Origin of the sequence: Saccharospirillum sp. MSK14-1 (assembly GCF_003054965.1) — a bacterium.
Taxonomy (GTDB): Bacteria; Pseudomonadota; Gammaproteobacteria; order Pseudomonadales; family Natronospirillaceae; genus Saccharospirillum.
In genome coordinates this window covers 22799-43109 of sequence record NZ_MIES01000006.1, presented here as the reverse complement: position 1 = coordinate 43109, position 20311 = coordinate 22799, and the positions used below count along the sequence as shown (strand labels likewise).

The following is a 20311-nucleotide window of genomic DNA, read 5'->3' as shown; positions in this document are numbered from 1 at the left end:
TTCTCAGTGCTCCCCTCAGTGTTCGTCTTAATGACTGATGATCAGCGGGCAGTCGTGGTGCGGATGCGGCTGCACCGTCACGCTCAGCCCGAAATGCGTATAAATGGTGTCGATGGTTAGCACGTCGGCGGGTCGACCGGTGCAAACGGCGCGACCATGATCGAGTAACAGCACGCGGTCGGCATAGCGCGCTGCCAGGTTCAGATCGTGCACCACCAGCAGCACGCCGACACCGCGCCGGGCAAAGCGGCGCACGGCCTGGAACAGCATCTGCTGATGATGCAAGTCGAGGCTGGCGGCGGGTTCATCCAGCAACAAAAAGCGGTGGCCTTCCGGCTGGGCGTCCCAGATTTGTGCCAACACTCGCGCCAAATGCACCCGCTGTCGTTCGCCACCGCTGATCTCGTGAATGTTGCGCTGCGCCAGATCGCTCAGCTCACACAGGGCCATTGCTTCGGCGACAATGGCATCGTCCCGGCGTTTGCCGGTGCCGTGCGGGTAGCGGCCCAGTGCCACGACTTCGGCCACGCGAAAGGCAAAATTCAGCGAATGTTGTTGCGGCAGTACCGCGAGCAGGCGGGCCCGGTCTTCACCGGGCCAGTCGGTTATCGGCTTTTCGTGCAGTCGAACCTGCCCGGCGTTGGCGACGTGCTCACCGCTGAGCAGGTTCAGCAGACTCGATTTTCCAGCCCCGTTTTGGCCGATCAGCGCCAGCACTTCTCCGGCGTTGAGTTGCACCGAGACATCATCGATCGCGATGCGGCCGGGCGCCAGTTGCAGCCTCAGGTGTTCGCCGACGAGGCTCATAAGCCGGTGCTCCGCTGGCGATGGATCAGATAGATAAAGAAAGGCCCGCCGAGCAGTGCGGTGACGATGCCGACCGGCAACTCAGCCGGGCTGATGACGGTGCGTGCCAACCAATCGGCCCAAAGCGTCAGCAGCGCGCCAAACCCCAGGCTCAGCGGCAGTACCCGGCGATGATCCGGCCCGACCAGCAAGCGCACCATGTGCGGCACCACCAGACCGATAAAACCAATGATGCCGGTAAAGGCGACGGCCGCGCCGACACCCGCAGCACACAGAAAAATCACTCGACGCTTTAAACGTGGCACCTGAAAGCCCAGATGACGACACTCGGATTCACCCAGCAAGAGCGCGTTCAGCGGTTTGTGCAGCGGCCAGGCGAGCAGCGCAATGCCGACTAAAATCGCTGCGGTGACGCCAACCGCCTGCCAGGTGGCCGCGCCAAAAGAGCCGAGCGTCCAAAAAGTCAGGGTGCGCAGCTGTTCGTTACTGGCCAGATAAGAGCACAAACCCAGACCGGCCGCTGCCACCATATTGAAGGCCACGCCCGCGAGGATCAGTCGCAAGGGCGAATGCGTGTTGTCGCGGCCCAGCAGCATCACCAAGGTTGTGGCGATTAATCCGCCGATAAAAGCGATGGCCGGTCGCGCCAGCGTTTCCAGCGGGTTAGGCAGCAATGCCAGCAACCCTGGCGCAAAAATCAGCGTCGCCACCACCGCCAGGGTGGCACCGCTGGACACGCCCATCAGACCGGGTTCGGCCAGTGGGTTACGAAACAGTCCCTGAATCAGCGCGCCACACAGGCCGAGCAAAGCACCGACGCACAGCGCCAGCAGCAGCCGAGGCAGACGAAGTTGCCAGACGATCAAACCGTTCACGCCGGCGTCCGGTTGCCACAGTGCCTGCCAGACGCCTGCGACGCTGAGGCCAGACGGTCCGGCGGTCAGTGCGATTAAAGCCGACATCAGCGTCAGCGGCACCAGCAGCCAGGCGAAGGTGCGGGCGCTCAGAGTCATCGCAACCGTTCGACCAGGGTATGCGCCTGAGACGCCAGTAACCGATCGCGATGCCCGGCGATGGCCTCCAGCTCCCAGACCTCCAGACGGCCACCGTCACTGAGCGTAATATCGCGCAGCAGTGACACTTCGATGCTCTGGTTCACTTCCTGATGCTGCAGCAGCGGCTCTGCCAGATAGATAGCGCCTCGCGGTTGCTGCGCGCTGACCTGCTGTAACCACTGCGCCGCATCACCGGCGACCAATGGTAGCGGCAGGCCGTGTTTGGTGGTGCGCGAAACGAACGCTGGCCCGGCACTGAGGGAGAAACCAAAGGCCGGTTGCAGTGCTGGATGCTCGCGCTGGCTTTGCAAAATCGCCAGTTGCAGCACCCGTGCCGCACTGACGGCGTGCATGGCAAAGTGGTCGTCATCACCGAGACCGAACACCAGCGTAAAGCCTTCGGGTAACAACACACCGCCGTAGAGTTCACCGACCTGGGTGATCAGGTTTTCGTAACGCGCCCACAGCGTTTGCAGCTGGTGAGCGTCGTATTGCCGCGTCATGGCGTCCCAGTTGTGGCACTGCACATTGAGCAGGGCGACATCGCAATAGGCGCCTTGCTCGCCGGCCAGGTGCACCTGTTCGAGCAGCCGCTCGGCTTCGCCATCGCTGCTGGCGGTGGCCAGGGTGCGCAACACCTGGCTGTTGGAATCGAGTGAATTGCTTAAACGAGTGACCAGTGCTTTGAGTTGTGCTTCGGGTGAGCCGCTGAAGTGGTTTTTCCAGCCCGGCAGATGCTCACTGAGTTGGCGCGACAGTTTGCCGGTTGTGGCGTCCTGAATCTGGCTGCGCCAGAAAATCAGCCCGCCGGCACTGGCCAGCGCCAGCAGATTAAATAAAAACCAGGAACGCTGGGTGCGGGTGCGCCATTGAATCAGGGCGCGTTGATCCAGCTGAACTTCAGCCTGGCCGAGCAGCGTTGATTCAAAATGCACGGGATGTTCGAAGGCCACCGGTTCGAGTGGTTCGGGTCCAACCGGGCGTGAGTTGAGCGTTAAATTCTGATCGGCCGCGGTGAGCGCGGCCGCTGCGACCAGCGGTTCTTCGGCGGTGCGGTTCAATAACAAACTGATCGCCAGACGATCGCCCCGTTGCAACGGCGCGGCGATATCGAACGCCAGCGTCCGGGCCAGACTTTCGCCAAGGCGATGCTGGGTTTGATCGATGGCGTTCAGCGCTGGTTGATACCACAGCCAGGCGAGTAACAAATTGAGCACGACCAATAAGGCCAGTGCGAAGGCGGTCAATGGCTGCCAGAGCCAGCGCAGAGCATGCATGGTGGAATAATTCAGTCTGGTCGATACAATATCGCCTCCGCTAGGGGGCCCCCCGGAGCGACAGTCGGTTGTGTGGACTGTCGACCCAAGGGCGCAATGGTAGCGGTAATCGTCGCTTTAAAGAACCGCCCGGCTTGTAAGGCCGGTCCGCCCAATCGATGTTGAGAGGATGTCCCATGAGTGATGCCGCCAACCAACTGGCTGCCCAGTTGAAAGAAATCAAACACGGTCTGTTTTTGATGGGCCCGGATCGCCACCGCGCCTTGTCCACCCACGAAACCGATGACCTGATTGTGAAGCTGGAACAGGTTGCCGAAGAGGCGTTGAAAACGCTGGAATCCATTAAGGGCTGAGCCCAACTGACGGAGCTCGTCCTTGAGTACCATCTTGATGCTCAAGGTCAGTGGTCATGACCGCCCCGGTCTGACCGCCGACCTGACCCAGACGCTGGCACAGTTCGGCGTCACCCTGCTCGATTTAGGGCAGTCCGTCATTCACGACCAGGTGTCGCTGGGCATGCTGCTGCAGCTGCCCGATGGCGAAGACACCTCAGCCTTACTCAAAGAAATTCTGTTCCGCGCCCACGACCTGGGCATCGACGCCCGCTTTACGCCGGTCAGCGACGACGCCTACAGCGACTGGGTCGCCCAGCAAGGCAAAGACCGCTATGTACTGACCTTGTTGGCGCGCCGCATCAGCGCCGAACAATTGGCCTGGGTATCGCGCGAAGTCTCCCATCAAGGCCTGAACATTCAGGACATCACCCGATTGACCGGCCGCATCGCCCTCGATCAGGCCGATGACGTGGGTCAGGCCTGCATTGAACTGACCTTGCGCGGTCAGCCGGTGGACGATGCTGCCTTGCGCCAGGCATTTCTGGACATCAGCGCTCGCTTCGATATCGACGTTGCCTTCCAGCTCGATTCGGTTTACCGCCGCAATCGCCGTCTGGTTTGCTTCGATATGGATTCAACGCTGATCGAAACCGAGGTCATTGACGAACTGGCGCACGCCGCCGGTGTCGGTGACCAGGTGGTGGCCATTACCGAGCGCGCCATGGCCGGTGAGCTGGATTTCCAAGCCAGTTTCCGTGAGCGACTGGCGTTATTGAAAGGCCTCGATGAAAGCGTGTTGGCGGGCATTGCCGAACGTCTGCCGCTGACCGAAGGCGCCGAGCGTTTGATCGGCACGCTCAAAGCGTACGGTTTCAAAACGGCGATTTTGTCCGGCGGCTTTACTTACTTCGGGCATTATTTGCAGCGCAAATTGGGCATCGATTACGTCTACGCCAATGAGCTCGACATCGTCGATGGCAAGGTGACCGGCGCCGTCAGTGGCACCATTGTCGATGGCGCGCGCAAGGCTGAGTTGCTGCGTGAACTGGCGCAGCGCGAAGGCATCAAGCTGGAGCAAACCATTGCCGTCGGTGATGGCGCCAACGACTTGCCGATGCTCTCTGAAGCCGGCCTCGGCATCGCCTTCCGTGCCAAACCGCTGGTGCGCGAAAGCGCGCGTCACTCCATTTCCACCTTGGGCCTGGACGCCGTGCTTTACCTGCTCGGCTTCCGCGATCAGGACATTTACTGATTCAGCCAGCGCTTGCCGGCATCGCCCGGCACTTCGCGCACCAATCTCGGTACCAGATAGCCCGGCAGACTGGCCTGTAAGGTGCGCCACAATTGCTGGGCGCGGTCGTCTGGCACGTCGAAATGCGCGGCACCGCGCACCGGGTCGAGCTGGTGCAGGTAGTAGGGCAGTACATCGGCTGAAAACAGCGCCTGGCTCAGTGCGGTCAGCGCCTCAGTGGAATCATTAACGCCCGCCAGTAACACCGCCTGATTCAGCAACAAGGTACCGTTCTGACGCAATGGCGCCAGCGCGTGCTGCACTTCCCCATTGATTTCGTTGGCGTGATTGGCGTGCACCACCAGCACGGTTTTGAGACGTGTTTCTTTCAATAACCGCAGCAAGCCAGCGTCGATGCGTGACGGCAGCACAATCGGCGTGCGGCTGTGAATGCGCAGCGTGGTCAGGTTGGGCAGTCGTGCCAGATCGGCGATCAGGTCAGCCAGCCGATCGTTGGGCAGACTGAGCGGGTCACCGCCGCTGAAAATCACTTCGTGCAAATCCTCGGCGCTGGCCAGATAGTCCAGCGCGCTTTGCCATTGCGCCGGGCTTAAGCGATTATCAGCGTAGGGAAAGTGCTGGCGGAAACAGTAACGGCAATGCACGGCGCAGGCCTGAGTGGTGATCACCAGCGCACGGCCGCTGTATTTGTGCACTATGCCCGGCGCCGGCGCGTGCTCGCGTTCGGCCAGTGGGTCATCGAGAAACCCCGGCTGCGGGTCGAGTTCGGCGCCGCTCGGCAACACCTGACGCAACAGCGGATCGTGCGGGTCACCCACGCCCATTCGCCGCACGTAGCTCAGTGGCACGCGCAGCGGAAAGTCGGCGTCGGCGAGCGCGGGCTGGTCCAGGTCGGTTTCCTGAAGGTTAAGCTGTTCCAGCAATTGCGCGATGGAGCGAACGGCGTCTTTCAGTTCGGTTTGCCAGGAAGGAAGCGCTGCGGTGGAAATGATGGTGGGGGAGTCCACACGGGGCTCGAACTCGGTTAACATACGCTCCTCTTGAATTTCCAGGCAATCAGGACAGGTCATGGCCTCCTATTCTACCAATGAATTCCGTGCAGGGCTGAAAGTGATGCTCGAGGGCGATCCCTGCACCATCGTCGATAACGAATTTGTGAAACCCGGTAAAGGCCAGGCCTTTAACCGAGTTAAACTGAAGAACCTGAAAACCGGCCGCACTTGGGAACGTACGTTCAAGTCCGGTGAATCCGTCGAATCCGCCGATGTACTCGACATCGACATGGAGTACCTCTACGAGGACGGCGAGTTCTGGCACTTTATGAAGACCGACGGTTCCTTCGAGCAGCTGCCGGCCGACGCCTCTGCGGTGGGTGACACCAAAGACTGGCTCAAAGAGCAGGAAACCTATGTGGTGTGCCTGTACAACGGCGACCCGATTTCCGTGACCCCGCCGAACCACATTGAACTGGAAGTGGTGGAAACCGATCCGGGTTTGAAAGGCGATACAGCCACCGGTGGTTCCAAGCCGGCCACATTGTCGACCGGTGCCGTCGTTCGGGTACCGCTGTTCCTGAACCAGGGCGAGAAAATCCGCGTCGATACCCGCACCCGCGAATACATCAGCCGCGCCAAAGCCGACTGAAAGGTGTGGATTGACGATAAAAAGGCCGCTTCGTGCGGCCTTTTTTGTGCACGATCACAGGAGCGCAAAGATGACTGACTGGCAACCCACCGCGAGTTTAAAAAACCTGCGCCGTCGTGCTCAGTTATTGGCGGATATGCGCGCTTTTTTTGCCGCGCGCGAGGTGCTGGAAGTCGATACGCCGGTGTTGTCGAATGCGGGCGTCACCGATGTGAACCTCACCAACATTCGCACTCATGACGGTGGCTTTTTGCAGACGTCTCCGGAGTACGCCATGAAGCGGTTATTGGCGGCAGGCATCGGCGACTGTTATCAGCTGGGCCATGTGTTTCGTCAGGATGAAAGCGGCGCGCGCCACAATGCCGAATTCACCCTGTTGGAGTGGTATCGGCTGGGTTGGGACGACACCCAATTGATGGACGAAGTGGCGCAGTTGTGTCGTGAGGTTTCGGGTCAGCCGGAGTTGCCCGTTGAGCGATTGAGTTATAGGGAAGCTTTTACACGAACGGGCTTACCCGATCCGCACCGGGCCGATTTAACGGCGCTGCGTGCCGCCGCCCATCAGCATTTAGCGGCCGACAGTCACGACTGGCAACGCGATGACTGCCTCGATGCGCTGATGGTGCTGGTGGTGGAACCCGCGTTGCCCGCCGAACAACTGACCTTTATTACGCACTATCCTGCCAGTCAGGCGGCGCTGGCGCAGTTTGAGACCGAGGGTGATGTCACCCTGGCGCGTCGCTTTGAGGCCTACTGGGGCGGTCTGGAACTGGCCAACGGCTATTTTGAATTAACCGATGCGGAGGAGCAGCAGCGGCGTTTTGTTGAGGATCAGCAGCGCCGCAACGCCCAGGGTTTACCGGAAGCGGAGATGGATCGGCGATTGCTGGCGGCGATGCACTCAGGATTGCCCGACTGCGCCGGAGTAGCGCTGGGTGTGGATCGGTTACTGATGCGGATACTGGGCGAGGACCACATTGCTGCGGTCCTGCCCTTTGACCGGGAACGCGCTTAAGTTCAGAGCGACAGCTCAGTCGTTTTTAGGTTTGTTGACCAAGGCTTCCAGCTTGCGCTGCAGGCGATTTTCCTGGTCTTCGGCCGACACTTTCGGCTGCGCCGGTTTCTTGGGCTTGGCTTTCGGTTTTGCCTTGGCTTTTGCTTTGTCTTTCGGCTTGGCTTTGGCGGCACGCTCGGCACGACGTTTGTCGATGGCGTCGAGTTTTTCTTTGGCGTGGCTGGCGTCTTCGGCGCTCACGGTGCCGGCAGCGCTGCCATCGATGGTGACGCGATCGGCGCCTTCGACCATGCAGGCGTAGTAAGAACGCAACCGCACATAGACATTCAGCGCGCGACGAATACGCGTCTTAGAGAGCTTGCCATCTTCGGCCAAGGCTTCATGAATGCCGATTTTCAACGGCTTCGGCTGACGCGGATTAAACGCCTGTGGGTAGAGTTCGCACAGGTCGTCCATGGCCTTACGATTGGCCTCAAATTCCTTTTTGCGCTGGGCGTCGGTCTTCTTTTTCTTGGCCGTGGCCGTCTCTGCCTTCGGTTGTTCGTCAGGCGTTGTTTGAGACACGTCTTCCTGGGTGGTTTCGTCGGTCATGGTCTGTCCGGCAAGCTCATTGAACGGCGCAGGATACCGGCTTTGAAAACCCGATTCCAGAGACCTTGCTCATCATTTTGTCGCATTGAGCGGTTGGCCCAGTCGAACCGGCTGGCCGGCGCTGATGGTGGCGTCCCATTCCAGGGCGTCTGCTTCGAATAAAGCGATGACGGTACTGCCCAAACGAAAGCGGCCCATTTCGTCGCCGCGCTTGAACTGGGGGCCATCTTCGCCGAAATGCTGGTGTTTGATGCGGCGGCCATCGGGCGCGACGATGCCCGCCCAAACGGTCTCAATACTGGCGACGATCATGGCGCCGACCAACACCAGAATCATGCGGCCATGAGCGGTTTCGAATTCACACACCAGGCGTTCGTTGCGCGCAAATAAGCGCGGCACGTTGTCGGCGGTGACGCCATTGACGCTGAACAAGCGGCCCGGCACGAAGGTGGTGCGGATCAGTTTGCCGTCGCAAGGCATGTGAATGCGGTGGTAATCACGCGGTGACAAATACAGCGTGGCAAAACGACCGTCGCGAAACGCTTTGCCCTGATCGGCATCGCCACCGAGCAGTTCTGTCAGGCTGTAGTCGCGACCTTTGGCCTGAAATATTCGACCGTTTTCAATCGGGCCCGCCTGGCTGACGGCGCCATCGACCGGACACATTAACCGCTGCGGATCTTCCGGCAAAGGCCGCGCGCCAGGCTTGAGTGCGCGGGTAAAGAAGTCATTGAAGTTGCGGTAGTCGGTCAGGTTTTCGCGTTCGGCTTCGCTCATATTGACCTGGAATTGCTTGGCGAACCGGCCAATAAACAGCCGGCGGATGGGCGCCCATTCGCTGGCGGCCAGACGGCCAACAAAACGAGACAACAGATGATGCGGCGCCAGATATTGGCTGGCGACGAAAAGGCGTTCGGTCAGTGAGCTCATGGTTATTTCCGGTTCAGGGCGCTGTTCCAGTCAGCACAAAATTCGCGGAACAGGCGATAATCGTGTTCGTTCAGTTCTTCTTTATCGTCTTTCGCGTCGGCGTAAATCAACAGGGGTATCGCGGCGCCAATTTTAAACGAGCGCAAGAAAAACGCTTCGCCGTCGGCGGCTTTTAACAGATCGGCCGGCAAGGTTTGCTGACCTTTGTTGCGATTGCTGTCGTTGACCCACAAAGCCGCTGTTCGACGACTGAATTCCTGCATCACCGTGCTTTTGAACAGCGGCAAACGCAAGTTACGCAGCAGCAAATAATAACTGCAACCGGCGGTGCGCGTCGCCTGCCAGTTTCCTTCGATCATTTTTAAAATCACGATACGGCTGAGCCCCAGACCTTTTTGCAACCCGTCGAGTGCGGTCTTGTGGATCTCGGCATCGGGAACATCAATGTCGCGCCGTAACAGGGTGCGAGCATTGTCCAGCTGATCCTGATTCACTGCGCTGCGTTTTTTCACCGGAGGCGGTGGCGGCTCTGGAGGCGGCGCCGGTTTGGGCGCAACCCGGGGTCTCGGCTCGACCGGTTTTGCCGATTTGCGCAGGTCGTCGGCGGTGTCGAGGTTCGGGTCGCGGACTTTGGTGCGCGCTGCGGCCGGTGCCGCCGCTTTGCTGATGGGTGGCTGATGCGCCAGTAAGTGTCGGGCGGCACTGCCGGCTTCCGGTAAGTGATATTGGCGCGCGGCGTGTGGAATCCAGATTTTCAGACGCTGGCGAAAATCGGCGATGCCCAGTGCGGTTGCGCCGATTTTGCACAATCGGTCTAGCGCGGGCGAATCCCAGGATAAACGCAACTGATAAGCCAGTTCGTGACTGAGCGGTAATAAAGCGCTCATCATGACGCTGCGGTTGGGCAGCAGACGCTCGCGGATCTGGTCGAGTTCCTCGGCGTTCAGATGTTCCGGTGGTTGCGGTAAGTGCAGGTAATGGCACAGCCGCCGGGTCCAGTTCGGCAGTGATTGTTCGATCAGGTTTTCGACCAGTTCGGTGCGGTCACGGCCTTCGGTGGAGCGTTGCTCGAACGCTTCCATCCGTTGCGGCTCCAGCAACCACAGCGCCCAGAAACCCAGGTTGTGGAACAGCACGCTCCAGAAGTCGGCGTCACTCCAGGGCAGGCTGCGCTGTTCAAACCACTGCTTCATCAGGTTGGCTGCAATCAGGCTGTCGGCGATGTTCAGACGCAGGCCGCGATAGGCGGTGCTGCCCCGGCTGATGCGGGGAATGGTTCGCGTCAGGTTCATCAACCGCTGCACTCCGAGTACGGCGGCGGCGTGATCGAGGGTGCTCAGTTGTTGATCGCGATTGGCGTAGATGCGATTGGCCTGCCCCATAATCTGCATGGCCAGCAACGGATCTTCGCGCACCGCCTGGCTCCAGTCGGACAGCGGCGCAGCCGACGACGGTAAGGCACTTTGAGGAAGCAAGGCGGGAAGATTGGCCGCTTGGATACGTTCAAGCCAGGGGTTAGAAGTGCTCATCCGCAGATCGTCGGGTCCGGTTGTGGCTGGTCCCCGAAACGGATCGGGGTGGACCGGCAATCCCAATGGCCGGTCCACATTTCAGTGTGGCTTAAAAACGCTGTTTTAACCAGTGACCGAGTGCGATGCGTTCATCGTCGGTCATATCGGTGCGGTTCAAAAACGGCATGTCGCGGGTGACGACGGCACGTTGTTCGATGCGTCCGGCCCAACGTTCAATCTGAGCTAGGTCATCCAGCACGACACCGGACGGTGCCGACGGAAACAGACTGTCGGTCGGTTGAGCCGAGTGACAGGTGGCGCAGCGCGTCTGTACCAGCGTCAGTGCTTCGCTGTCGGCCATCACCTCGATGGTCGATTCGCTGTGGGCGGTGCTTTCTGTGGTTGTCGGCGTCGCTTCCGGCCAGCTCAGAATGGCGGCCATCAACACAAAGGCAATGCCCGCAGCGACCAGATACGCCGGTTGCCGCACGCCGCGATGGGCCAGATTGAAGTAATGCCGCACGCAGACGGTGATGGCGATGATGGCCATCAGAATCAGCCAGCTGTCATCACCCTGATAGGTCATCGGGTAGTGGTTGCTGATCATCAAAAAGATGACCGGCAGCGTGAAGTAGTTGTTATGCACGCTTCGCTGCTTGCCGGTGAGGCCCGGTTTCGGGTCGGGCATTTCGCCACGCGCTACAGCGGCGACCATTTTGCGTTGGCCGGGAATGATCTTGAAGAAAACGTTGGCGACCATGATGGTGCCGATCAGTGCGCCCATATGGATAAAGGCGCCGCGGCCGGAAAAGGTATGCGTCAGCAGCCAGGCAAATCCGCCACCGATGACAAAAATAACCGGACCGAACCAGCGGCTTTCGACCAGCTTTGTGCGGCACAGCGCATCGTAAATGACCCAGCCAGCCAGCAGAAAACCCAGGCCATAAGCAATGGCACGGCCGGTGCTCAGCGGCATCACATTGGGATCGATCAGATACGCCTGGGCGCCAAAATAGTAGACCCAGGTGAGCAGCAGCATGCCAGTGATCCAGGTGGTGTACGCCTCCCACTTGAACCAGTGCAGCTTGTCGGGCATCGCTTTGGGGCCGACCTTGTATTTGGCGACTTCGTAAAAACCACCACCGTGCACGGCCCATAAATCGCCACCGATACCGGCGTCTTTTTTCCATTGTGGTGGGTCGGTCAGGTGGTTATCGAGCCAGATAAAATAAAACGACGCGCCAATCCAGGCGATGCCAGCGATCACATGGAACCAGCGTAAAAACAGGCTGACCCATTCAGCGAAAAAAACGTCCATCAACTGCCTCGGTAGGTGGAATAGCCAAAGGGACTGACCAGCAGCGGCACGTGATAGTGTGCGTCGCTGCCGGACAATTGAAAGCAAACGGTGGCTTCAGGATAGAAAGACTGACCGTGAGTGGCGCTGAGATAATCGCCAGTATGAAACGTCAGTGAGTAGACGCCATCGGCGAAACCGCCTTCGGGCCAGTCGCCAAAGCGGCCGTCATCGTTGGTGACGCCTTTGGCAATGACGTCGCCGCTGGCGCTTTTTAATGTCAGTTTCATACCCCGGGCGGGCTGGCCCAGGGTGGTGTCGAGCACATGGGTTGAGAGGGTGTGGCTCATAGTGGCTCCAAGTTGTTCTGACTATAGAGTTCGCACCAGTGGCCGGTACAGGCTCAGCGGGACGCTGCAAGTACATCCCTGTACGCTCGACGGCTCCCATCCATGGGAGCCGACGCCCACTGAACCTGTACCGGCCACTGGTGCTGAGTTCGGTGGCTCGGTTAAGTTTCCGAAATCGCTTCATCCAACCGCTTCAACGTAATCTTCAACTGCTGCTGCGCCGCCAGTTTCAGTTCCTGTTCGGTGCTGTTGTCGATGCGGGCGTTGAGTAATTCCAGCATTTGCTCGGCGGTTTTGCCGCTGGCAAAGACAATAAAAATAAAACCGTGTCGTTTGAGGTACCGCTTATTGCCATCGGCCAGTGCCGCTAACGTTGCTTCGCTGGCGCCCGTCGCTCCGGACTGTTCGGCGTTGGAGAGGTCTTTGCTGGCGTGATATTTGGCGCGCAGGCTGTCGATGTCGCCAATCATCGGGTGGCCTTCAAAGGCCTGCCGCCAATCATCGGCGTTGGTGCCAGCCCAATGAATGCGCGCGCTGTCGAGCAGATCGGTGCGGTCTTTAAAGGGGCGCGCAGCGACCATGCGTTCAATCCAACGCTCGGCGGTGCAGGTGGTGCGCAAAAAGGCGGCCATCTGATCGGCGGGCAGGGCGTTGATGTCTTCCAGTGTCATTCCATCTCTTCCTGGTTCAGCGACTGGCTGTGTTGCCAGTTCAGACCGGTGGTTTTTTTGCCCGACGGTGGCGTCGGCTGGTGCAGGCGTTGAATCAATTGTCCCGCGATAGAGACGGCGACTTCGGCCGGACGTTTGCCCGGAACGTGACTCAAACCAACCGGGCAAATGACGCGGGCAATGTCCGTGTCGCGCCAACCACGATGCGCTAAACGCTGACGAAAACGTTTCGCTTTGGTGGCCGAACCGATCACCCCGATGTAGCCAATATCCGGCCGCTTCAGCGCCGCCTGCACCAGTTCGAAATCGAGTTGGTGATTGTGAGTGAGCACCAGCATCCAGCCGTTCTCCGGTAAATCTGCCACCGCATCGACCGGATTGCTGAGGCATTCAACCCGCACGCCAGCCGGCGCATCTGCCAGCCAATCCGCACGCGGGTCAATCCAACTGAGCTGCACATCGAGTGGCGCCAGAATCGGTAGCAAGCGCTGGGCCACATGGCCGGCACCGAATACGGCCAGCGGTTGGCGAGCATTCACCAGCACTTCAAACAGAAGTTGCGCCGCGCCGCCGCAGCATTGACCGCGGCTGGCACCCAGTTCGACGCGTTCGACGTCGGTGCGGGCGTCACCGGCAGCCAGTAATTCACGCGCACGCTCAATGGCCTGAAATTCCAGATTGCCGCCGCCGATGGTGTCCCATTGATCGGCCGCGCTGACCACCATCTTGGTGGCGGCATCGCGCGGGGTGGAACCGGCGGTGCTGAGCACTGTAATCAACACCAGCGGCTCGCCGGTTTGCTGCAGTTCGTTGACCGCTTCAAACCAACGCCAATGTCGTTTCATGACGGGCGTCCTTTCAGAGCTTCGATGGCGAAGAGCACACGTTCGGGCGTCGCCGGTGTGTCGAGTGCCGGGCTGAGTTGGTAATCACTGACGCTGGCAATGGCATCGCGCAGCGCACACCAGACACTGATTGGCAGCATCAGCGGCGGTTCGCCAACGGCTTTGGATTTAAACACCGTGTCTTCTCGGTTTGGCTGAGGGAAAAGATCGACGTTAAACACTGGCGGGGTGTCACCGATGGCCGGAATCTTGTAATTGGCCGGGCTGTTGCTGAGCAGGCGACCGCTGTCGTCCCATTTCAGTTCTTCACTGGTTAACCAGCCCATACCCTGAATAAAGCCGCCTTCAATCTGACCGATGTCGAGCGCCGGGTTGATGCTGTCGCCGACATCGTGCAGCACGTCGACGCGGTCGACTGAATATTCGCCGGTTAAGGTATCGATGCTGACTTCCGAGCAGGACGCGCCATACGCGAAATACAGAAACGGTCTGCCTGTCCCGTTTTCGGCGTCCCATTCCAGCTTGGGCGTGCGGTAGTAGCCGGTGGCCGAGAGCGATATGCGATTCAGATAAGCGCTTTGTACCAGATCCGCAAAATCGATGACGTTGTCGCCTAAGGTAACTTTGCCCGCGTGAAAGCGGACTTCGTCGGGCCGTAATCCGTAGTGGTCGCAGGCGAACTCGATCAGCCGTTGTTTGATCGCCCGCGCCGCATTCTGCGCGGCCTTGCCATTTAAGTCGGTGCCGCTGGAGGCCGCGGTAGGCGAGGTGTTGGGCACCTTGTCGGTCCGGGTGGCGGAGACCTGAACGGTTTCCAGTGCCACGTCGAATTCGAGCGCGACAATCTGCGCCACCTTGGTAAACAAACCCTGACCCATTTCGGTGCCACCGTGGTTCAGATGAATCGAGCCATCGGTGTAGATGTGCACCAGTGCACCGGCCTGGTTCAGGTGTTTGGCGGTGAAGGAAATGCCGAATTTTACCGGGGTTAGCGCCAGGCCTTTTTTGATGATTGGACTGGTTTTATTGAACTCGGTGATCGCCTGGCGACGTTGCCAGTAGTCGCTGGTGGTTTCCAGGCGTTCAATTAACTGCGGCAGAATGTTGTCTTCCACGGTCATCTGATAAGGCGTGACATCGCGCTCGCCCTGACCATAGAGGTTGCGCTTGCGGATGGTCAGCGGGTCTTCGCCACGATGACGGGCGATATCATCCATCGCCGCTTCGATGGTCATCATGCCCTGAGGGCCGCCAAAGCCGCGAAAGGCGGTGTTGGAGACGGTGTGAGTCAGGCAGCGATAACCGTCGATGGCCGAATCGCCGAGGAAATAGGCGTTATCGGTGTGGAACATGGCGCGATCGACAATGGCGTTGGACAAATCCGGCGAGTAACCGCAAAAGCCGTTAACTTCCATTTTCGCCGCTTGAATCACGCCGTGATCGTCAAACCCCAGTTGCCAGCGGTTATCGAACGGATGGCGTTTACCGGTGGCGCTCATATCGACACTGCGCGGCAGCCGGATCTTCACCGGGCGGCCGGTGTGATGCGCCAGCAGCGCGGCGATGCACGCCCACTGCGCGGCCTGACTTTCCTTGCCACCAAAAGCGCCACCCATACGACGCACGTCGACGGTGACCTTGTTAAACGAAATCCCCAGCACTTCGGCGACCAGCTTCTGCACTTCGGATGGGTGCTGGCTGGAGGTGTAGACCAGCATGCCGCCGTCTTCTTCAGGAATGACCAAACTGGCCTGGCCTTCCAGATAAAAATGTTCCTGACCGCCGATCTGAATGCGGCCGCTGAGTTGATGCGGCGCGTTTTTGAGCGTGGCATCGGCATCGCCATGACGAAAATGCACCGGCTTACCGACTTCGGCGCCCACGGCGCGGGCCTGGTCGACACTGAGAATGGCCTCACCGGGTTCGATTTCCCATTGAGCGGCTTTGACCGCCAACCGCGCCTGTTCGTAGCTGTCGGCGGCCACGGCAAACAGCGGCTGGCCGTGGAACAGAATGGTGTCTTCAGCGAGCACCGGGTCGCCGCCGAAAACGGCGCCAATGTCAGTATGACCGGGCACATCGGCGACGCTGATCACGCGCTGAACACCGGCTGCTGTGCGTACGGCATCCAGTTGCAGTGATTTGAGTGTGCCATGGGCGACATCGGCCTGGCCGACGGCGGCGTGCAGTAAACCGGCGGGTTCGGGCATGTCGTCGATATAGCGGGCGCTGCCTGCGACTTGGCGGCGAGCGCTGTCGTGTTCGACCGGCTGGCCAGCCTGGCCCAGGCTTTGGTCGGACTTAAACAGAGCATCGGTGAGTTTACGCATGATGGTAGGCTCCCGGGTTTGATACTCGGGTGATGACGCCGGAAGGGCTGCTTTCCAGATGGAAGCGGCGCCACAGATTGGCGGTCACGGTAACGCGGTACTGGGCGCTGGCACGCACATCGTCGATCGGTGCCAGACGGCTGGCGAGATCGGCCGCGATGGCGTCGATATCCAGTTGCGACCAGGCTTGACCGACCAGCGCTTGCGACCAGTCCGTAAGGCTGAGCGGTGTCGCAGCCAGACCGCCGAAACCCGCGCGGAACTCAGTGACGGTGTCGCCATCGCGCTCGAGATAAAAACAGGCGCAGACGGTGGAAATGTCGTCTTCAAAGCGCTTGGAAATTTTATAGGCGCGCAGGGTGCTGTGATCGGGTCGGCGCGGGATATGAACGGTATCGATCCACTCGCCGTCGGCCAATACCGTTTGGCGATAGCCGGTAATCAATTCCGAGACGGGCAAGCGACGCTGGCCGTTCTGGCTGCCCAGTGTCACTTCGGCATTCAGCGCAATCAGCAGCGGCGGCGTATCGCCAATGGGCGACGCGTTGCCCAGGTTGCCGCCCAGGCTGCCGCGATTGCGAATCGGCGTGGAGCCGAGGCGATCGAGCCATTCGCTGGCTTCGGGGTAATCGGCCAGCAGCGCCGGTGCCAGGTCGGCATAGGGCAACGCCGCACCGATATGAATAAAGGCGTCGTCCACACTCAGTTGTTGTAATTCTTCGACGCCGGTCAGATCGATCAGGGCAGGCAACTCTTTCACCTGCTGGGTTTTTTCCAATGCCAGATCGGTGCTACCCGCACTGAAGCGCGCCTCGGGATGGGCCGCCAGTGTCTGGCCGAGTTCGGCGCGATTGCGCGGTTGCCAGAAGCCAACGCCGCTGTCATTCATGCTGGGATTTAAGGCGGCCAGTTCGGCGTCGATGGCCTCGGCCTGCTCGCTGAACGCGTCGCCGTGACGCTCTTCGAGCAACGCCAGGGCGGCATCGATAATCGGTCGGTATCCGGTGCAGCGACACAAGTTGCCGGACAGCGCATTCAGCACCGCCTCGCGTTCGGGGGCGACGTCGCTGTGGTAGAGCGCAAAGAGACTCATGATAAAGCCGGGCGTACAAAAACCGCACTGCGAACCGTGATGTTTCACCATGGCCTGCTGCACCGGATGCAATTGGCCGGTTTCGGCCAGATGTTCGACCGTCAGCAATTGCTTGCCGGCCAGGCTGTGAACGAAGGTGATGCAGCTGTTAACGGCGCGGTAACGCAGCCCAGTGTCGGTGTGTTCGCCGACGACCACGGTACAAGCGCCGCAGTCACCCGACGCGCAGCCTTCTTTGGTACCGGTTAGCTTGGCGTCTTGGCGCAGGAATTCGAGAACGGTCAGGTCCGGATCGATGGGCGCCAGTTCGACGCGGGTCCGGTTCAGTAAAAAGGTGGTCATGCGCAGGCTCGCTGTTCGCGGGCAAGCCGTCACGGTTGCTTGCCCTTGTTGTTTTTTTGCAATGCAATTTAAAGACCATAATATGACCGAACGGTCAGGAAATGCAAAGAAGCCAAACAGCGGGGAAAGACGGCTCCGGCGCAGCGTTGTCCGGAGCCTGAAATGAACCAAAACGATGCGCACGTTTTTCGTTGTGCGCTGTTTTGGTTCGAAAAGTAACAAGTCAGGCCGAAGCCGTTGAGCGCGTTGGCAGCAGCCGGGTTTCGGGAATAAAGCAGGTGACGATCAGTCCCAGCAGAACCACCAGCGCTTCTGCCCAGAGAATGGCACTCATGCCGCTCGACCAGGCACCGCGCAAATCTCGATCCAACGTTTCGGCCGCCGCCAGCGTTGCCCGGCGCTCGTCTTCGTCGGTAACGGTCAGCGGGTGCGACAACGCTTGGTAGTGCGCCTCAATATCCGCCTGCAACGCCGCCAGCTCTAAGTGCGGTTGCTGAACGTCAGCGCCAGTCAGTTCTGCTACAGCATCGTATTCGGTTAGCGACTCAGGAATAGCGGGCAGTACCTGATGGCTCAGTTGCGCCTGCATCACAGCGGCGAAGAGAGTGCCCATCACCGCTACGCCTAAGGTGGATCCAAACTGACGGGTAAAGTTGGCGGCGCTGGACGCCATACCGATTTTGTCGGCCGGAGCGGCGTTGATCATCATTTGCGTAAACAGCGGCATGGACGGACCCAGACCGATGCCAAGCAAGACCACGCGGGTGGTCACTGCCAGCTGGCTTTGATCCGGGCTCAGCGTCAGCGTGAGCCAAACTACGCCGGTAAGCAGCAACAGCAGGCTGGGAATCAGCACCGGCTTATAAGCGCCGATGCGCGATACCAGCTGACCGCTGACGATGTTGCCAAACACAATGCCCAGCGTCAGCGGAATCAAGGTGGCGCCGGAAGCGGTGGCGCTGACACCCAGAGCGTTGACCATATAAAGCGGGATAAACACCAGCGAGCCGAGAAAGGCCGCGCCGACCAGAAAACTCGCCAGCGCCGACAAACCATAGCGGGCATCCAGAAACAGACGCAGTTCGATGATCGGCTCGGCGGCGCGCCATTGATGCCAGCCAAACGCCAGTGCCGCGCCGAAAGACAGGGCCAGCATGCCGAGGGTTTGGGGGGCGCTCCAGGCAAAGCGTGAAGGCGCCAGCGATAACGCCAGCAACAATGGAATCACCGCCAGCAGCAACAGCAGGGCGCCACTGTAGTCGACGGTGCGCGGACCGTCGTGGCGCAGCACCGGCATGCGCGTCAGCACGAAGGTCAGCGCTATGGCGGCAATGGGCAGGTTGACCAGAAAAATCCAGTGCCAGCCGACCAGGTCGGTCAGCAGGCCACCAATACCCGGGCCGATCACCGAACTGAGACCAAAGACAGCGCCGAATAAACCCTGATAGCGCGGCCTTTCTTCGGGCGTAAACAGATCGCCGATGACCGCCAGTGCATTGGTCATAATGGCCGCGCCGCCCAAGCCTTGCAGGGCTCGCGCCAGGACCAGTTGCAACGGCGATTGCGCCAGCGCGCAGAACAGACCGGCGATGCTGAACAACAGGATGCCGGTGGTGATGCTGTTGCGGCGGCCATAGAGGTCGGACAGTTTGCCCCAGATGGGTAAGGTCGCGGTGCTGGTTACCAGATAGGCGGTGGCAATCCAGGTAATCCAGCTGGTGGGAAAGGCGAGCTCTCGTACGATCTCGGGTGTGGCGGTGGTGACAATGGTCTGGTTCAGCGCCGCCAGAAACAGCGCCAGCAGGGCGCCGATCAACGTGGCGTTGCGCTCCGCCTTAGTGAATTGAGGTTGTGGCATTTACAGCTCCTCGGTGAGCGTGGCCGCCAGCTTTTCCAGTACGCTGGTGGCGGTCGCTAGTTCGTCTTGGCTCAACCCAGTTTGTTCGATCAACTCATGCAGCGCCTTAGAGACGTGCGCCAGCATGGTTTCACCTTCAGCGGTCATCGAAAGCAGAAAACGACGGCTATCGTTTGGATCCAGTTCACGACTGATCAGCCCCTGATTGAGACCGCGCTCAATCAGATGGGATACGCGAGAATTGGATACCTGTATCCGCTTACTGATGTCGCTCGGTGAGCGCACGCCCTGAGCGATGACGCTGAGCAGCGGGTAGTCGGTAAACGCATGTCCGGTGTCCTGTTCAAAGCGACGCGCCATCACTGGCTTGATCAGTAGTCCATAACGGCGAATGGCGCTTTGGAAGCGGCGGCTGTCTTCGGGTTGGGGTTTCATTACATGTCCTAAATAATTTAGTTTAGGTAGTAAATAGTTTAGTTAAGGAAATGAGTGAGGCAAGGGTGGACCGATGTTCGAGCGATTATTCGGGCTGGCGCTGGCTGTCAATTAAACGGTACAGATCGTCCAGGCGGGCGTTGGAAAGGGCGCGATAGTCGAAGTAGGGCGTCAGAATCAACCGTCGTGACGGTGACCAGCGAAAGCCATCGTCGGTGCGCAGGTCGGCCAGCCGATCAAGCGAGCAGGCTTCAGCGTAAGCCTTGCCCATCACCAGTTGCCAGGCATCGCTCGAGGCCAGTGGCGGAGGCGAGAACAACAGCGCACAGCCACTGCCGGCTTGCAACAGGCGTTGGTCGCGGCAGTCCTGCCAGCGTGATTCAACGGGCTCCAGTTGGTGCAACAGTTTGGCGTAGAGGTTCACAATTTTGCGCCAGTGATTGCCGGTCGCCTCGACCAACGCGGCCAATTCGCCTGGCGCCATTGGCTTGACCCCGTTGAGCTGCTGATAAGCTTCCAGCGGCGGTCGATGTGGGGCGAACACCACCAGACGGGCCTGACTGTCGCCCAATCCAATGGCTGTGTTGGCGGTGTCTGTCGGCATTCAAACTCGCTAAGTTGTTCAATTGGTCGGTTTTTTGCTGTGAAATGCGCTTTCTATCTGTGATCGGAG

Annotated in this window: 20 protein-coding genes; 4 read left to right on the top strand and 16 right to left on the bottom strand. The window is 59.7% G+C overall.

From position 1 onward, the window contains the following. Window positions 1-27 precede the first annotated feature (27 nt). The 3 genes from BGP77_RS01740 to BGP77_RS01730 are packed head-to-tail and all read right to left on the bottom strand — an operon-like array spanning window position 28 to window position 3139. A complete protein-coding gene (locus BGP77_RS01740; RefSeq protein WP_108163020.1) occupies window positions 28-807 on the bottom strand; it encodes a heme ABC transporter ATP-binding protein in 780 nt (259 codons plus the stop codon). Next, a complete protein-coding gene (locus BGP77_RS01735; RefSeq protein ID WP_108163019.1) occupies window positions 804-1820 on the bottom strand; it encodes an iron ABC transporter permease in 1017 nt (338 codons plus the stop codon). The genes BGP77_RS01740 and BGP77_RS01735 overlap by 4 nt, the downstream gene beginning before the upstream one ends. Continuing rightward, complete coding sequence (locus tag BGP77_RS01730; protein ID WP_108163018.1) at window positions 1817-3139, bottom strand: hypothetical protein; 1323 nt, start codon at window positions 3137-3139, stop codon at window positions 1817-1819. Before BGP77_RS01730 ends, BGP77_RS01735 begins: the two co-directional genes overlap by 4 nt. A gap of 176 nt (window positions 3140-3315) precedes the next feature. Here BGP77_RS01730 and BGP77_RS18095 point away from each other — a divergent pair, with 176 nt between their 5' ends. Then, complete coding sequence (locus BGP77_RS18095) at window positions 3316-3492, top strand: hypothetical protein (RefSeq protein WP_199224167.1); 177 nt, start codon at window positions 3316-3318, stop codon at window positions 3490-3492. A gap of 22 nt (window positions 3493-3514) precedes the next feature. Beyond that, window positions 3515-4726: a phosphoserine phosphatase SerB gene (gene serB, locus BGP77_RS01725; RefSeq protein WP_304572194.1), complete on the top strand. Its 1212-nt coding sequence runs from the start codon at window positions 3515-3517 to the stop codon at window positions 4724-4726. Here the strand turns inward: serB and epmB are convergent. Continuing rightward, window positions 4720-5757: an EF-P beta-lysylation protein EpmB gene (epmB, locus tag BGP77_RS01720; protein WP_108163170.1), complete on the bottom strand. Its 1038-nt coding sequence runs from the start codon at window positions 5755-5757 to the stop codon at window positions 4720-4722. The genes serB and epmB overlap by 7 nt on opposite strands. A gap of 37 nt (window positions 5758-5794) precedes the next feature. Between epmB and efp the strand changes: the two genes are divergently transcribed. Continuing rightward, window positions 5795-6370, top strand: a complete 576-nt coding sequence (gene efp, locus BGP77_RS01715; protein ID WP_108163017.1) for an elongation factor P — start codon at window positions 5795-5797, stop codon at window positions 6368-6370. A gap of 70 nt (window positions 6371-6440) precedes the next feature. Beyond that, a complete protein-coding gene (epmA, locus tag BGP77_RS01710; RefSeq protein ID WP_108163016.1) occupies window positions 6441-7385 on the top strand; it encodes an EF-P lysine aminoacylase EpmA in 945 nt (314 codons plus the stop codon). 15 nt (window positions 7386-7400) lie between these two features. Here epmA and BGP77_RS01705 read toward each other — a convergent pair whose 3' ends face one another. The 12 genes from BGP77_RS01705 to BGP77_RS01650 form a co-directional block, all read right to left on the bottom strand. Further along, the gene (locus BGP77_RS01705) at window positions 7401-7976 is read right to left on the bottom strand and encodes a ProQ/FINO family protein (protein WP_108163015.1); all 576 of its coding nucleotides are present in this window, start codon (window positions 7974-7976) and stop codon (window positions 7401-7403) included. Between the two features lie 72 nt (window positions 7977-8048). Next, window positions 8049-8906 carry an archaetidylserine decarboxylase gene (gene asd, locus BGP77_RS01700; protein WP_199224166.1) on the bottom strand — a complete coding sequence of 286 codons (858 nt, stop codon included), beginning with the start codon at window positions 8904-8906 and terminating at the stop codon, window positions 8049-8051. 2 nt (window positions 8907-8908) lie between these two features. Beyond that, entirely contained in the window at window positions 8909-10435 is a 1527-nt protein-coding gene (locus BGP77_RS01695; RefSeq protein WP_108163014.1) for an HDOD domain-containing protein, read from the bottom strand. Between the two features lie 91 nt (window positions 10436-10526). Further along, on the bottom strand, window positions 10527-11735 hold the full coding sequence (locus BGP77_RS01690) for a urate hydroxylase PuuD (protein WP_108163013.1): 1209 nt from the start codon (window positions 11733-11735) through the stop codon (window positions 10527-10529). Next, window positions 11735-12064, bottom strand: coding sequence for a hydroxyisourate hydrolase (uraH, locus tag BGP77_RS01685; RefSeq protein WP_108163012.1), 330 nt, complete (start codon window positions 12062-12064; stop codon window positions 11735-11737). Before uraH ends, BGP77_RS01690 begins: the two co-directional genes overlap by 1 nt. A gap of 161 nt (window positions 12065-12225) precedes the next feature. Then, window positions 12226-12735, bottom strand: coding sequence for a 2-oxo-4-hydroxy-4-carboxy-5-ureidoimidazoline decarboxylase (uraD, locus tag BGP77_RS01680; RefSeq protein ID WP_108163011.1), 510 nt, complete (start codon window positions 12733-12735; stop codon window positions 12226-12228). After that, the gene (gene xdhC / locus BGP77_RS01675) at window positions 12732-13580 is read right to left on the bottom strand and encodes a xanthine dehydrogenase accessory protein XdhC (RefSeq protein ID WP_108163010.1); all 849 of its coding nucleotides are present in this window, start codon (window positions 13578-13580) and stop codon (window positions 12732-12734) included. The genes uraD and xdhC overlap by 4 nt, the downstream gene beginning before the upstream one ends. Further along, complete coding sequence (gene xdhB, locus BGP77_RS01670) at window positions 13577-15910, bottom strand: xanthine dehydrogenase molybdopterin binding subunit (RefSeq protein ID WP_108163009.1); 2334 nt, start codon at window positions 15908-15910, stop codon at window positions 13577-13579. Before xdhB ends, xdhC begins: the two co-directional genes overlap by 4 nt. Then, window positions 15903-17345: a xanthine dehydrogenase small subunit gene (gene xdhA, locus BGP77_RS01665; RefSeq protein WP_108163008.1), complete on the bottom strand. Its 1443-nt coding sequence runs from the start codon at window positions 17343-17345 to the stop codon at window positions 15903-15905. The genes xdhB and xdhA overlap by 8 nt, the downstream gene beginning before the upstream one ends. Window positions 17346-17568: 223 nt before the next feature. Next, complete coding sequence (locus BGP77_RS01660; protein WP_108163007.1) at window positions 17569-19203, bottom strand: MDR family MFS transporter; 1635 nt, start codon at window positions 19201-19203, stop codon at window positions 17569-17571. Further along, the gene (locus tag BGP77_RS01655; protein WP_108163006.1) at window positions 19204-19638 is read right to left on the bottom strand and encodes a MarR family winged helix-turn-helix transcriptional regulator; all 435 of its coding nucleotides are present in this window, start codon (window positions 19636-19638) and stop codon (window positions 19204-19206) included. An 85-nt stretch (window positions 19639-19723) separates the two neighbouring features. Next, a complete protein-coding gene (locus tag BGP77_RS01650) occupies window positions 19724-20242 on the bottom strand; it encodes a hypothetical protein (RefSeq protein ID WP_108163005.1) in 519 nt (172 codons plus the stop codon). Window positions 20243-20311 lie beyond the last annotated feature (69 nt).

Excerpts from the sequence above, each read along its gene's own strand:
- epmB (WP_108163170.1), bottom strand. The coding sequence starts at position 5,757 with ATGTTAACCGAGTTCGAGCCCCGTGTGGACTCCCCCACCATCATTTCC.
- BGP77_RS18095 (WP_199224167.1), top strand. The coding sequence starts at position 3,316 with ATGAGTGATGCCGCCAACCAACTGGCTGCCCAGTTGAAAGAAATCAAA.
- BGP77_RS01735 (WP_108163019.1), bottom strand. The coding sequence starts at position 1,820 with ATGACTCTGAGCGCCCGCACCTTCGCCTGGCTGCTGGTGCCGCTGACG.
- BGP77_RS01650 (WP_108163005.1), bottom strand. The coding sequence starts at position 20,242 with ATGCCGACAGACACCGCCAACACAGCCATTGGATTGGGCGACAGTCAG.
- BGP77_RS01705 (WP_108163015.1), bottom strand. The coding sequence starts at position 7,976 with ATGACCGACGAAACCACCCAGGAAGACGTGTCTCAAACAACGCCTGAC.
- efp (WP_108163017.1), top strand. The coding sequence starts at position 5,795 with ATGGCCTCCTATTCTACCAATGAATTCCGTGCAGGGCTGAAAGTGATG.
- BGP77_RS01655 (WP_108163006.1), bottom strand. The coding sequence starts at position 19,638 with ATGAAACCCCAACCCGAAGACAGCCGCCGCTTCCAAAGCGCCATTCGC.
- uraH (WP_108163012.1), bottom strand. The coding sequence starts at position 12,064 with ATGAGCCACACCCTCTCAACCCATGTGCTCGACACCACCCTGGGCCAG.
- BGP77_RS01695 (WP_108163014.1), bottom strand. The coding sequence starts at position 10,435 with ATGAGCACTTCTAACCCCTGGCTTGAACGTATCCAAGCGGCCAATCTT.
- BGP77_RS01690 (WP_108163013.1), bottom strand. The coding sequence starts at position 11,735 with ATGGACGTTTTTTTCGCTGAATGGGTCAGCCTGTTTTTACGCTGGTTC.
- asd (WP_199224166.1), bottom strand. The coding sequence starts at position 8,906 with ATGAGCTCACTGACCGAACGCCTTTTCGTCGCCAGCCAATATCTGGCG.
- uraD (WP_108163011.1), bottom strand. The coding sequence starts at position 12,735 with ATGACACTGGAAGACATCAACGCCCTGCCCGCCGATCAGATGGCCGCC.
- xdhC (WP_108163010.1), bottom strand. The coding sequence starts at position 13,580 with ATGAAACGACATTGGCGTTGGTTTGAAGCGGTCAACGAACTGCAGCAA.
- xdhB (WP_108163009.1), bottom strand. The coding sequence starts at position 15,910 with ATGCGTAAACTCACCGATGCTCTGTTTAAGTCCGACCAAAGCCTGGGC.
- BGP77_RS01730 (WP_108163018.1), bottom strand. The coding sequence starts at position 3,139 with ATGCATGCTCTGCGCTGGCTCTGGCAGCCATTGACCGCCTTCGCACTG.
- BGP77_RS01660 (WP_108163007.1), bottom strand. The coding sequence starts at position 19,203 with ATGCCACAACCTCAATTCACTAAGGCGGAGCGCAACGCCACGTTGATC.
- epmA (WP_108163016.1), top strand. The coding sequence starts at position 6,441 with ATGACTGACTGGCAACCCACCGCGAGTTTAAAAAACCTGCGCCGTCGT.
- BGP77_RS01740 (WP_108163020.1), bottom strand. The coding sequence starts at position 807 with ATGAGCCTCGTCGGCGAACACCTGAGGCTGCAACTGGCGCCCGGCCGC.
- xdhA (WP_108163008.1), bottom strand. The coding sequence starts at position 17,345 with ATGACCACCTTTTTACTGAACCGGACCCGCGTCGAACTGGCGCCCATC.